A 13,242-nucleotide genomic window follows, 5' to 3' on the forward strand; every position below is an offset into this window, starting at 1 on the left:
TCGGCGGTATCCACGACTTGAAGCCGGCTATTGGAGGGGGACTGATGGACAGCGATACGCTGACACATGAGAATTTCGATTTCAGGGGATTCGACGTGCCTGAGTTGAAGGCGGTGACGTTGGCCGCCTCCGGTCCAAACACGGATGATTCAGCACCCGGCATCACGCTTGAACATAGCGACAAAGCCGGGAAAAAATCTGGTGGCAAGGCCGGCAGAGCGAAGAAAGGCAAGAACGTGTCAAAGGAAACAGGTAAGAGCAAGAAGAATCGCGTTGGACTGTTTACACCAATGGGTTTGCGCGATGTAACCGTGCGCAACCGTATTTGGCTGCCGCCAATGTGCACGTATTCCGCATTCGCCCGTGACGGCAAACCTACGCCATTTCATTATCAGCACTACGTATCTCGTGCTTTCGGTGGTTTTGGCTTGATTATTGCCGAAGCGACCGCAGTAGCTCCGGAAGGCCGTATTTCCCCCTGCGATGTGGGTCTGTGGGAGGATGGCCAGATTGATGCTTGGCGTTGGATTGTGGACGGTATTCGCAATGCGGGTGCAGTGCCTGCGATTCAGCTCAATCACGCTGATCGCAAGGCATCCACCGGTTGCTTCGCTGTAGGGTATGAAGGCCAAAGCGTGCCCGAAGAAGCCGGTGGATGGCCCACCGTGGCTCCCTCCGCCATCGCTTTTGGTGGGCTGAACAAGCCGCGCGAATTGTCCGTGGACGAGATCCACGGCATCGTTGGAGCATTTGCTGCAGCTGCCGGTCGTGCAGTATCCGCTGGATTCCAAGCCATCGAAATTCATGCCGCTCACGGTTACCTGATTTCCGAGTTCCTGGATCCGCTGAGCAATGAACGTACGGATGAATATGGTGGCGACTTGCAAGGCCGCGCTCGCTTCCTGCTGGAGGTAGTGGATGCTGTGCGCGCCACCATTCCGGAAAGCATGCCTCTGTTGGTGCGTATTTCCGCTACCGATTGGGCTGCAGGCGGCTGGGATCTTGACCAGACCATCGTGGTTTCCAAGTTGCTCAAGGAACACGGCGTTGATCTGGTTGATGTTTCCACTGGCGGCATTATGGCAGGCGTGTCCATTCCGGTGAAGTCGAACTATCAGGTGCCGTTTGCCGAGCAGGTACGCGTGAAAGCCGAAATTCCAACCACCGCAGTGGGTCTGATTACCAAGCCGAAGCAGGCTGACAAGATTGTGTCCCGCGGTGAGGCTGATGCCGTGGAAATCGGCCGCGCTGCATTGCGCGATCCGTATTGGCCGCTTCGTGCCGCCAATAAGCTTGGTATCCCGGCTACCGAGGCACCATATCAGCCGCAGTACATTCGCGGTGCATACTGATTGAGCTGCTGGTAGCGATGGGCTGGCCAGTCTGTCGGTAAATTTGCTGGCATTTGTCTATTGATATGCGATGGGGGGGGTGTTCCACTATTCAATAGTGGAACACCCCCCCCATCATGTTTTTATGCTTTGCTGTGCTGCATTTCGCAGAGTAATAGGTGCGGCTTGTTATCGCGCTTGATTATTGCCCAAGCTACTGCACATCCACACCGACGGCATCGCTGATGTGATCGAAACCATCACGACGCAACAAATCTGCAAGACCGCGCTTGAGCACGGTAATCTGCTGTGGGCCGCGGTACATCAGCGAGCTGATGAACATGATGAGGCTTGCGCCGGAGCGAATACGCTCATAAGCCTGTTCGGGGGTGAAGATGCCACCGATGCCTGCAAGAGCGAATCGGTCACCATACTCCTGATATACCTTGCGCAGCAGCGCGTTGCTTGCAGTGGTGCAAGGGCCGCCGGAAAGTCCACCTTCCCAGTCGCGCGGAATCTCAAGGCCGGTGCGATCTTTCTGCAGATTGGCAAGGGAAAGACCCTGCACATTGTGCTCAGCCAACACATCAAGCAGTTCCTTGTACTGCGGCCACGGCTTGTTCAGCGGCATCTTGACCAACGTGGGCTGCGGGCGGTCGATTTTGTCCAGCGCGGTGAACAAACGGTCGAGAGCTTCGGGGGAGGAGGTGAACGGCTCGCCTACATGGGTGTTCGGGCAGGAGACGTTCACTTCAATCATGGCGGTGCGGCCTGCTGCTCGGCGCATGGAGATGCAGTAATCTTCAATGCCCTCGTCCAAATCGCCGCACAATGCATCATTGGTGCGGGCAATGGATACGGAGATTTGCATCTGGCGGGCTTGCGTCCATGCTTTTTCAGCACGTTCGATGACTTTGTCCGAGCCGATGTTGGCGAGGCCGACGTGCACCATCATCGAATCATATTCAGGCAGACGGTGGAACCACGGCTTCGGATTGCCGGGGCAGGGGCGAGCGGTGGTGGAACCCACGGTTTCAAAACCGAAGCCGGCATTGTCGAGCACTACCGGCATGTCGCAGTTCTTATCGAGTCCTGCGGAGAGGCCGAACGGATTGGAGAAGTCGACGCCCATCACATTGGTTTCCAGAATGGGATCGGTGTAATCGAGCATGGTGCGTTCGGCAAACAACAGCGGTGGGATATGACGAACCATGTGGCAGAATTCGATCATCTGATCATGAGCCTCATCCGGGCGGTGGTTGAACACGAAGTTCGGTTTGATGATGTGCTTGTATCCAAAGGTGAACAGGTCGGTGGTCGCCTTGTTGACGGCGTCATGCCAGAAGCTATCGCAAACATAAGTCATGATGCCTATTGTCTCACTGATGAATGGCTGATGGCTACCGTTTGCGATGAGGTTTTCCTGTGACTTCGAGTGCAGCGACGATGTGCGTTTGTGTTTCACAGCATGTTTCACAAGGGGCTGCATTGTTTGGGTGATATGAATGTTCGATTTTGCGCGTTTGAGAGTCTCTTTTTGAAGAAAAATGCCCATATTTAGCGTTTCGCACGTAAGCGAACGCAAACATTGGCCGAAAAACGCTCAACACGGTTTTGTTTGTGAGCTTTTGTGTGCGATAATGTTCGTATGATTTCGTCACAACGTCAGCACCTCATCTTGAGCAGGTTGCGCACCCGTGGTGCAGTGCGCATTACCGCGCTATCTAAGGAGCTGGGAGTTTCGGCGATGACTATCCGCCGTGACATTGCCGAGCTGGCCGATAAGGGTTTGCTCAAGCGTGTTCACGGTGGTGCCGTAACGACCAGTACTTTGTTGAGCGAGCCCCTGTTCTCTGTGAAGTCTCAGATGGACATTGGCTTAAAGGATGCCATTGCCCAAGAGGCGGTGAAATACGTGGCGCCTGGAGATGTGATCGCCATCGGCGGCGGTACTACGGCCTACGTATTCGCTCAGCATCTGCTGGAATCGCAGCAGTCCAGCGGTATCACCATTCTTACCAATTCGATTCCTGTGGCCGAATTGGTGCAAGCGCTTGAATCCAAGGATGTGGAAGTGATTGTCACCGGTGGTGTCATCACTCGTTCGAATTCCCTGGTTGGGCCGATTGCCGACAAAGTCGTCGCATCGCTGCGCGTGAACACCGTATTCCTCGGCACCCATTCGGTGTCGATTCCCCGAGGCTTCCTCATGCCGAACTCGCTGGAAGCCGCAACTGATATGGCAATGATGGACATTGCCGATCGAACCATAGTTTTGACCGATCACACCAAGTGGAGCTGCACGTCGCTGTCCCTGTTCGCGCGCTTCGACCAAGTGGATACGGTCATCACCGACGACGGTCTCGACCCCGACTCCGCCGCCAAAACGAAGGATTTGGTTAAGGAACTCGTGCTGGCACACCAGAGCGAGACCAATGAGGAAAGTGAGTGAAGATGGCAGAGTTTGCCAACTACGAACCGGGTGAATACGCGAAGGAGCACATCCGCATCACGCCGACCAAGCTGGCCGATGGACGCGACTTCTTCTATCTGGATGATGATCCGGCTTATGTGTCTGGCGAAAAGACCCGTGAGCTGAAGGATCCGCGTCCGCTGGACTATCGTTTTGCCCCGCATCTGGATGCAGACGGCAATGAGGTGCCGTACGCTGCTCCGCAGATGCGTCGCGATCCGCTGACCGGTGACTGGATTCCGATGGCCACCGCCCGTATGAACCGCCCGATTACCGCAGGCCCCGGTGCCACTGCCAAAGGCAACCCGCTGGCTGCCCGCAAGCCCGGCGACCCCTATCAGGATGGCGAAGTTCCGGATACCGATTACAACGTGGTGGTGTTTGAGAACCGCTTCCCGTCTATGGTGCGCGTGCCCGGTGAGGATGATTCCGTAAAGTTCGTGGATGGCAACCCGCTGTGGGAGCAGAAGCCGGCCGCTGGCCGCTGCGAAGTCATCTGCTTCGATCCGAACGAAGACGGTCTGCCGGCTGACCTGCCGGTTTCCCGTTTGCGCACGGTTGTTGAAGCTTGGGCTTTCCGCACCGCTGAAATCTCCAAGATGGAAGGCATCGAGCAGATCTTCCCGTTCGAGAACCACGGTGCTGAGATTGGTGTTTCCCTAGCTCACCCGCACGGTCAGGTCTACTGCTACCCGTTCATTGCCCCGAAGATGGAGAAGGAACTCAAGCACACTGAGGCTTACCACGAGAAGACGGGCGGCAACCTGCTGAAGGATATTATGAACGCCGAGCTTGAAGCTGGTGAGCGTATCGTAATGCGCAACCACAGCTGGGTGGCCTACGTGCCGGCCGCGGCCCGCTGGCCTCTCGAGGTGCATGTTGCCCCGGTGCGCGACGTACTGACCCTCGACCAACTCAACGATCAGGAACGTTGGGATCTCGCATCCATGTACTCTCACCTGCTCAAGCGTGGCAACGCATTCTTCGACAAGGGTGATGGCAAGGGCATGGATCTGCCGTACATCTCCGCATGGCATCAGGCTCCGATTCACGATCCACGCCGTGAGAACTACCGTCTGAACCTGCAGTTCTTCTCCTTCCGCCGTGCCGCCAACAAGATCAAGTATCTGGCAGGTTCGGAATCCGGCATGGCTGCATGGATTTCCGACACCACTCCGGAACTCATCGCGAAGCGCTTCCATGAGCTCGGCGACGTGGACATCTCCGACTGAAAGAAAGAAAAACACCAATGACCGCTGTTGAATTCATTGAACCGATCTCTCATGAGGACGGTGTAGCTCAGGCCAAGGCCCTGTTCTCTAAGACGTACGGCGTTGAGCCGGAAGGCGTTTGGGCTGCTCCGGGCCGCGTGAACCTGATTGGCGAGCACACCGATTACAATGCCGGCCTGTGCCTGCCGATTGCACTGCCGCATCGCACGTTCATTGCCTTGTCTCCGCGCGAAGACACCAAGGTGCGCGTGGTTTCCGATGTAGCTCCGGACAAGGTGGCCGAAGCCGACCTTGATGGTCTCGAGGCTCGTGGCGTGGACGGCTGGTCCGCCTACCCGACTGGTGTGGCCTGGGCGCTGCGCGAAGCAGGTTTCAGCAAGGTGCAGGGCTTTGACGCCGCCTTCGTCTCCTGCGTGCCACTGGGCTCTGGCCTGAGCTCCTCTGCTGCCATGACCTGCTCCACTGCTCTGGCGCTGGACGACGTGTACGGCCTCGGCTACGGCGATTCCGACGCTGGCCGCGTGACCCTGATCAACGCTGCCATCAAGTCCGAGAATGAGATGGCCGGTGCATCCACTGGTGGCCTCGACCAGAACGCTTCCATGCGTTGCACTGCAGGCCATGCGCTGCTGCTTGATTGCCGCCCGGAGTTGACCCCGCTGGAGAACGTTTCCCAGCAGGAGTTCGACCTTGATAAGTACGGTCTGGAACTGCTCGTGGTAGATACCCAGGCTCCGCACCAGCTGAACGATGGCCAGTACGCTCAGCGTCGCGCCACTTGCGAGGAAGCCGCCAAGATTCTTGGTGTGGCGAACCTGCGCGTTGCAGCAGATGGCATTGCCAAGGCTGATGACCAGTTCCAGGCTCTGAAGGAAACTCTGGATGCACTGCCGGATGAGACCATGAAGAAGCGTGTACGCCACGTAGTCACTGAAATCGAGCGCGTTCGTTCCTTCGTGCGCGCCTTCGCTCAGGGTGACATCGAGGCTGCAGGCCGTTTGTTCAATGCTTCCCACGATTCGCTCGCTGCGGATTATGAAGTCACCGTGCCCGAACTGGATGTGGCTGTTGACGTGGCTCGCCACAACGGTGCATACGGTGCTCGTATGACCGGCGGCGGCTTCGGTGGCTCCATCATCGCCCTGGTAGACAAGGGCCGCAGCCACGAAGTGGCACAAGCCATCGCCGACGAATTCGAAAAGCAAGGCTTCCATGCGCCACGCGCCCTTGCTGCTGTGGCTGCGCCGAGCGCTAGCCGCGAAGCCTGATTCGCCCCGCGACACGCGCGGCCGTACTTACGAAAAATTGAAAATCGTATTACGGTGACGTTTTGTTTGAATAATCGCATGCCATCTGGTGTATTACTTGCCGGATGGCATGCGATTTTTTGTTGCCGAATGTGGCCCGGACGTTAGGGGCTTTCGGCGCTCGCCAATGAAGTCGCATACCGTGAGCTCGCGTGATCATCGCGAGCGGTAACGGTGGGCGGCAGCATGCGTGACGCGCGCTGCGCAGCGGCAACGAGGATAGTAAGACAGAAGAGGATTCCGTTGTCCGAAAAACAGACAACCGCAAACAAGACAGCCATTCGTAATACCCAACTCAACGATTCCGCATTCGTTCCGGGCAAGCCGCAGCATTTCGATCACCCGCATAAAGTCATGCTTGGCCTGTACATCAGCGTATTTTTGGGCATGCTTTCGGAAACATCCATGAACATCACCCTGCCTGACTTGATGAATGATTTCGGCATTTCATCCGGTACTGCACAGTGGATGGTCGTCGGCTATATGCTGGCCATTGGCGTGGTGTTGCCGTGCGTGGGCTTCATGCTCAAGTGGATTAAGGCCAAGACGCTGGTGCTGTTCTCGCTGGCTTGCTTCTTGATTGGTGCCGTGATTTGCACTATTGCCCCAAGTTTCCCTGTGTTGTTGGCGGGCCGTATCATGCAGGGCGTTAGCACCGGCATCGTGTTGCCCACCATGTACGCAGCTATCATGCGTGTCTTCCCGCTGCACAAGATCGGTGCAGCCAACGGTGTGGCAGGCCTCGTCATCATGTTTGCTCCTGTTATCGGACCGACCATTGCAGGCGCACTTATCGGAGCATTCTCCTGGCGTGCGATTTTCGCGCTGTTCGCTTTCGTTGCAGTCGCGGCCATCGTGTGCACGGCGTTGTTCTTCGTTACACCTATCGAACGCACTCGTCCGAATGTTGACGTGTTGTCTATTATTGCCTCGGCTATCGGCTTTGGCTGCCTTGTCGCCGGCGTGAGCCTGATCAGCGACATGGGCTTTAGTCCGATGGTTGTTGGCCTGCTCGTTGTCGGCCTGTTGGTATTGGCGTTTTACGCTTACCGTCAGCTGCACATTGCCGCCCCGCTGTTGGATTTGCGCGCCCTCGGCGTCGCAGCGTTCCGTACGCCGGCCATTATGATTAGCTGCTCCTTCTCCTGCACTCTGGCGTTCATGTATCTGGTGCCGCAGGAACTGCAGCGCGGCATGGGCCTGAGTTCTACTGTTGCCGGTCTGCTCATGCTGCCGGGCGGTGTGATTAATGCACTGTGCACGCTTGCCGCAGGGCGCATGTTCGATCGTTACGGTGCGAAGAAGCTGGTCTGGATTGGCTCTGTGCTGACCGTGATCGGCGGCGCACTGTTCTTCGCCATTGGTGTTTCGACGCCAGTTGCTCTGTTCCTTGCTGCGCACATCATCGTGATGGTTGGCATTCCGTTTATTCAGCAGTCTTCGCAGTCCGCGGCATTGAAGTCGCTGCCCGGCCGCATGGCTGCTGACGGCAGCACGATTATGAACACCATGCAGCAGGTGTGTGGCGCCATCGCCACCGCTGTGGCCACTTGCCTGCTCGGTCTTGGCCAAACGAATTATGCGGCAGTTGGCGGCACGAACCCTGCACAAGGCTTTGTGGACGGTTCCCGCTACGGATACCTGTTCGGCATGGCGCTGGTCGTAGTGGTATTGGCCTTCTCCTTCCTGCTCAAGGAAAACAAGGAAGAGCCTCAGCTCGTGCCGGTGCATGTGGATATCGAAAAACTGGCTGCCTGAGCTGAATACTAATCTGCACTGATCTGTGCGAGAGCCCTGCATGGCGAATGTCGTGCCAGTGAGATGAATTATCAGGCGTAACGGGTGTTCCTCTATACTGGGGAACACCCGTTTTCCATATGTTCGAATATGTTCGCAAGTTCATTTCCGATCGGTTTTCAATCAGGGAGCGCCATGAACAAGGCCATTATCACCGTCGTAGGCCAGGATACTGTCGGCATCATCGCACGAGTCTGCACCTACCTTTCCAACCACAACGTCAACGTACTCGATATTTCGCAGACCATCATCGACGGCTTCTTCAACATGATGATGATTGTGGATTATTCCAAAGCAGACAAGGAATTCAGCGCAATGGTCGGCAATCTTGAGGATCTTGGCGACGACATTGGCGTGCGCATCCGCTGCCAGCGTGAGGAAATCTTCACCAAGATGCATCGCATCTGAGGTTACCCGCTCGGCAGGCAACCTCACGCGAGGAAGTGGAAAGTCCAGTGGACTTTCCAATGACGGAGCCAGCCTTATTGCATACTGAGGCGACTACGACATGAGCTTATGTAAGGAAACACCATGCTGAATATCATGGAGGTCCACGAGACCAATCAGATGATCGAGCAGGAAAAGCTCGACGTACGCACCATCACTATGGGCATCTCGCTGCTCGATTGCGCGGCGGATACCGTTGAGAAGACTTGCGAGAACATTTACCGCAAAATCACCACGTATGCCAAAGACTTGGTGTCTACTGGTCAAGCCATCGAAAGTGACTACGGCATTCCTATTGTCAACAAGCGCATCACTGTTACGCCGATTTCACTGGTCGGTGCAAGCTGCTGCAAAACCTCGGAAGATTTCGTTCAGATCGCTCATTCGCTGGACAAGGCCGCCAAGGAAGTCGGCGTCGATCTGATCGGCGGTTATTCGGCGCTGGTTTCCAAGGCTATGACTCCAGCCGAGGAACTGCTGATTCGTTCGCTTCCACAAGCGCTTTCCGAGACGGATATCGTCTGCTCGTCGGTGAACGTGGGCTCCACCAAAACCGGTATTGACATGAATGCCGTGGAACTGCTTGGCCATATTATTAAGGACATTGCCGAGCGCACTGCCGACAATGATTCCTACGGTTGCGTGAAATTCGTGGCATTCTGCAATGTTCCGGACGATAATCCGTTCATGGCGGGCGGCTTCCACGGTGTGACCGAAGGCGACGCAGTGATCAACGTGGGCGTATCCGGTCCGGGCGTGGTTTCTCGCGCACTCGATGCAGCCAAGGGCAAGGACTTCGAATTCCTATGCGAAACCATTAAACGCACGGCATTCAAGATCACGCGCGTCGGCCAGCTGGTGGCTCAAGAGGCTTCGCGCCGACTTGGCGTGCCGTTCGGCATCATCGACCTTTCGCTGGCCCCGACCCCGGCCGTGGGCGATTCCGTGGGAGAAGTGCTTGAGAAGATCGGCCTTGAGCAGGTTGGTGCACCGGGCACTACCGCAGCGCTCGCCATGTTGAACGATCAGGTCAAAAAGGGCGGCATTATGGCCTCGTCGTATGTGGGTGGCCTATCCGGTGCATTTATCCCGGTTTCCGAAGATAAGAACATGATTGATGCAGCATCCTCCGGATGCCTGACCATTGAGAAACTTGAAGCTATGACCTGCGTCTGCTCGGTGGGACTCGACATGATCGCCATCCCAGGTGACACAACGGCCGCCACGATTTCTGGTTTGATTGCCGATGAAGCTGCCATCGGCATGGTGAACCAGAAGACCACCGCCGTTCGCGTTATTCCTGTGGCAGGCAAGGGCGTGGGTGAAATGGCCAACTTCGGTGGTCTTATGGGCTATGCGCCGATTATGCCCGTAAACCAGACCTCATGCGAAGCCTTCGTGACCCGAGGCGGCCGTATCCCCGCCCCGATTCACAGCTTCAAGAACTGATTCAATCAGCGCCCGCCAGCAAAATTCAGCTGACGCCAAGCCTCATAAATAGCAATCGACGCGCAATTGGTGAGGTTCAAGGAGCGAAGGGACGGGCGCATAGGCAAGCGAACCTGTTCGGCCACATGTGGGCCAGCCATGATATCCATCGGATCGGGAATATCTCCTGGCTCCGGGCCGAACAGCAGAATATCAGTCGGACGATATTCAATATCCGTATATAGCTTGGTGGCATGCGCGGTGAACGCAATAATGCGTGAATTCGGCATCGACTCCACGAGATTGTCGAAGTTCGGGTGCAGCACCACATGCGCCATGTCGTGATAGTCCAAGCCGGCGCGGCGCAGCTTGGTGTCTCGCAGGTTGAAGCCCAGCGGCTCTACCAAATGCAGAATCGTGCCGGTCACCGCACACAGGCGGATAGCTGAACCGGTATTGCCGGGAATGCGAGGGGAGTAGTAGCACAGGTGAGGCGTCATAGTCTCGGTTTCCGCGGCCTTTTCAGCGGAGAGCATGGCGTCCACCACAGAGATTGGATTGCCGTGTGCATCAGTCACCAGTTCGTCCGGGCCATAGTTCGACTTGCGATAGCCATATTCGAACATTTTCTCGACTTTGGCCTCGGGATTGCTGGTGTTTTCGGAGTTCTGCGGGTTCATTTCTGCCTCGTTCGTCATAAATGCTAAGAATAAGAACGATGAACGACAGTGATATTGCTTTGCGCCTTGCCGCATGGTGGGAAGCGAATGCGCGCGATTTGCCGTGGCGATTCGGCAGAACCACACCGTGGGGTGTCCTGGTTAGCGAAGTCATGAGCCAGCAGACCCAGATGAGCCGCGTAGTGCCTTACTGGCAGGCATGGATGGAACGTTGGCCGGATGCGCGTGCGCTCGCAACCGCGCCAAAATCCGAAGTAATTACCGCATGGGGAAGGCTCGGCTATCCGCGTCGCGCACTGCGACTGCAGGAATGTGCGCGGGTGGTGTCCGAAAAGTATGACGATGAATTACCTCGCACCTATGAGGCGTTGCTCGAACTGCCAGGCATTGGCGATTACACGGCATCCGCAGTGCTGAGTTTTGCATTTGGTCAGCGGATTGCCGTTATCGATACGAATATTCGCCGTGTACTGAGCCGCGTGTTTTTGGGCACCGAATCGCGTGGTGGATCAGCTAGTGCCGCTGAACGTGCGCTCGCCAATCGGGTACTTCCCGAGGCCGTGAAGCGTTCGGTGACGTGGAATCAGTCGGTGATGGAACTTGGTGCGGTAATTTGCACCGCGAAATCACCGCTATGCGAAGCTTGCCCGATTGCTGAGTCCTGTACCTTTCTGAAAGCCGGCAGACCGGGATTGGGGGAGAAGAGAACTCGGCCGCGCCAGCGATTTCAAGGCACTGATCGACAAGTGCGTGGGCTGGTGCTGGCAGCATTGCGTGAACTACCTGCGGGGTCTTCGCTTACCCGCACTGATGCGGAAAAACTATGGAAAGATTCCGTGCAGTTGGGTGCTTGCATTGCAAGTTTGGATGATGATGGACTGATTGAAATAATGCAGGATGGTGCATTGCGTTTGCCGCAAGGCTGATGTTCTGGTGAAAAATGACTGGTTCCGTCGTGTGTGGAACAGTGCAACCGTAGACTGGAAGCGTTATGGCATTGCAGAGGAATAATTCGGGTGTAAATGGCGCGCGATCCGGCAGAGGAACCGGTGCTGGGCGGTCAGCTGAACCTTATGCACCGAAGAAGCGCAAGCGCAAGATCAGCAAGAAGAAGCAGGCGATTTATCGTCGCCGTCGTATCGTGGCTGGCATTGTGTTGGCAGTGGTACTGGCATTGATTATCTTCTGCATATACAGCATCGGGCGTGGGGTCGGTGCCATTAACACGTTGATTCATCATGATGAGGTGTATGCCATCTCTAGGCAGGCCACGCCTACGCCAAAGAGCACTTCCAAGGTGAAAAAGTGCTCTGCCAATGATTTGACATTGGAATTGAGCTCGAAATCGCAATCGGTGCCGGTAGGCGGCACTCTGGAGTTCACCGCATCGATTGTGCACGACGGTTCGAATAGCTGCTTGGTGGATGGGTCAGATTCAGGGCGAGTGCTCACTATTACTTCTGGATCGGAAACCATTTACAAATCTGATTTATGCGCGCCCGACTCCCGTTGGCTTCTTATGGCTAAGGGAGATAAGGACGTACAGCAGCTTAAGTGGAATACTGACTACAACGCCACGCTGACCGAATGCACTGATGAAGCCGATTGGTCCAAGGTAAAGGCTGGAACGTATACGGCTCAGATTGCGCTGAAAGACGAGCCCAAGGTAAAAAGCGATCCAGTGACGTTTACGGTGGAGTAGCTGAACTCCTTTCCCTTAAAAATGGCGCAGTGAGCCTTCTGGATTACAAGATTGTGCCGTGTAGTAGTTTTGGTGCTAAGGGGTGAATTGTTGCGACACGCTGGTGATTGGCCGGTTTTGTTGCTTTATGACGATGAAAAGAAGACTATTCTGGCGTTAGACGTGCTCGAGATTGCTATTTTCGACACGCCGGGCGGAGCCTGTCTTTTCAACGGTTTTAGCCTGTCTTGAAATATGCGATTTGCGCGGGTGGGCAGGTTCGTGTAAGTTATTCATTCGCTGCCGCTGAGCGGTTCGGGCTTCTCCCCGTGAGGAAATAAAGAGTCCGGATTGGTTTGTGTGTGGTGGTGGTTTGAGAACTCAAGAGCGTGTTTGTACTACTTCTTTATAGTCAATGATTGCCAGCTTGTCTCGTGCCTGACTGTTTTTGTCGGTTGGGTCCTTGGTTGGTTGAAACGGGACGAGGTTTTTGTGAGAGTGGTTCCTTCCTTAAGGAATCGTCTCGTCGATTTTGTTTTGAGAGTCATCTATTCGATGTCTTTCCGCATTGTTTTTTTGTGGAGGGTTCGATTCTGGCTCAGGATGAACGCTGGCGGCGTGCTTAACACATGCAAGTCGAACGGGATCCATCAGCTTGCTGGTGGTGAGAGTGGCGAACGGGTGAGTAATGCGTGACCGACCTGCCCCATGCTCCGGAATAGCTCCTGGAAACGGGTGGTAATGCCGGATGTTCCAGTTGATCGCATGGTCTTCTGGGAAAGCTTTTGCGGCGTGGGATGGGGTCGCGTCCTATCAGCTTGACGGCGGGGTAACGGCCCACCGTGGCTTCGACGGGTAGCCGGCCT

The 13,242-nt window shown here is 55.7% G+C and carries 11 protein-coding genes and 1 rRNA gene; 10 read left to right on the plus strand and 2 right to left on the minus strand.

Going from position 1 to position 13,242, the window contains the following annotated elements; all coding sequences use genetic code 11:
* Positions 1 to 44: 44 nt before the first annotated feature.
* The gene (locus tag Tam1G_RS07210) at positions 45 to 1,352 is read left to right on the plus strand and encodes an NADH:flavin oxidoreductase/NADH oxidase (RefSeq protein WP_165781944.1); all 1,308 of its coding nucleotides are present in this window, start codon (positions 45 to 47) and stop codon (positions 1,350 to 1,352) included.
* 193 nt (positions 1,353 to 1,545) lie between these two features.
* On the opposite strand, the gene Tam1G_RS07215 is transcribed toward Tam1G_RS07210, so the two are convergent.
* Positions 1,546 to 2,697 carry a quinone-dependent dihydroorotate dehydrogenase gene (locus Tam1G_RS07215; protein ID WP_033891321.1) on the minus strand — a complete coding sequence of 384 codons (1,152 nt, stop codon included), beginning with the start codon at positions 2,695 to 2,697 and terminating at the stop codon, positions 1,546 to 1,548.
* 282 nt (positions 2,698 to 2,979) lie between these two features.
* Here Tam1G_RS07215 and Tam1G_RS07220 point away from each other — a divergent pair, with 282 nt between their 5' ends.
* The 6 genes from Tam1G_RS07220 (at position 2,980) to Tam1G_RS07245 (ending at position 10,036) form a co-directional block, all read left to right on the plus strand.
* The gene (locus Tam1G_RS07220; protein WP_033891309.1) at positions 2,980 to 3,783 is read left to right on the plus strand and encodes a DeoR/GlpR family DNA-binding transcription regulator; all 804 of its coding nucleotides are present in this window, start codon (positions 2,980 to 2,982) and stop codon (positions 3,781 to 3,783) included.
* 2 nt (positions 3,784 to 3,785) lie between these two features.
* Positions 3,786 to 5,036 carry a galactose-1-phosphate uridylyltransferase gene (galT, locus tag Tam1G_RS07225; protein WP_033891310.1) on the plus strand — a complete coding sequence of 417 codons (1,251 nt, stop codon included), beginning with the start codon at positions 3,786 to 3,788 and terminating at the stop codon, positions 5,034 to 5,036.
* A gap of 17 nt (positions 5,037 to 5,053) precedes the next feature.
* Positions 5,054 to 6,304: a galactokinase gene (gene galK, locus Tam1G_RS07230; protein ID WP_101626005.1), complete on the plus strand. Its 1,251-nt coding sequence runs from the start codon at positions 5,054 to 5,056 to the stop codon at positions 6,302 to 6,304.
* A gap of 318 nt (positions 6,305 to 6,622) precedes the next feature.
* Positions 6,623 to 8,101 carry an MFS transporter gene (locus tag Tam1G_RS07235; protein ID WP_051917419.1) on the plus strand — a complete coding sequence of 493 codons (1,479 nt, stop codon included), beginning with the start codon at positions 6,623 to 6,625 and terminating at the stop codon, positions 8,099 to 8,101.
* Positions 8,102 to 8,275: 174 nt separating this feature from the next.
* Positions 8,276 to 8,548, plus strand: a complete 273-nt coding sequence (locus Tam1G_RS07240; protein ID WP_033891311.1) for an ACT domain-containing protein — start codon at positions 8,276 to 8,278, stop codon at positions 8,546 to 8,548.
* A gap of 123 nt (positions 8,549 to 8,671) precedes the next feature.
* A complete protein-coding gene (locus Tam1G_RS07245; RefSeq protein ID WP_033891312.1) occupies positions 8,672 to 10,036 on the plus strand; it encodes a PFL family protein in 1,365 nt (454 codons plus the stop codon).
* Positions 10,037 to 10,041: 5 nt separating this feature from the next.
* Here the strand turns inward: Tam1G_RS07245 and Tam1G_RS07250 are convergent, their stop codons facing one another.
* On the minus strand, positions 10,042 to 10,713 hold the full coding sequence (locus tag Tam1G_RS07250; protein ID WP_081890070.1) for a tRNA (cytidine(34)-2'-O)-methyltransferase: 672 nt from the start codon (positions 10,711 to 10,713) through the stop codon (positions 10,042 to 10,044).
* A 20-nt stretch (positions 10,714 to 10,733) separates the two neighbouring features.
* On the opposite strand from Tam1G_RS07250, the gene Tam1G_RS07255 reads away from it, so the two are divergent.
* The 3 genes from Tam1G_RS07255 to Tam1G_RS07265 form a co-directional block, all read left to right on the plus strand.
* On the plus strand, positions 10,734 to 11,621 hold the full coding sequence (locus Tam1G_RS07255; protein ID WP_033891313.1) for an HhH-GPD family protein: 888 nt from the start codon (positions 10,734 to 10,736) through the stop codon (positions 11,619 to 11,621).
* Between the two features lie 65 nt (positions 11,622 to 11,686).
* Entirely contained in the window at positions 11,687 to 12,397 is a 711-nt protein-coding gene (locus Tam1G_RS07260; RefSeq protein ID WP_033891314.1) for a hypothetical protein, read from the plus strand.
* 554 nt (positions 12,398 to 12,951) lie between these two features.
* Positions 12,952 to 13,242: ribosomal RNA gene (locus Tam1G_RS07265) — 16S ribosomal RNA — on the plus strand; the annotation flags it as partial.

This window comes from Bifidobacterium imperatoris (assembly GCF_002860405.1).
In the GTDB taxonomy this organism is placed as follows: Bacteria; Actinomycetota; Actinomycetes; order Actinomycetales; family Bifidobacteriaceae; genus Bifidobacterium; species Bifidobacterium imperatoris.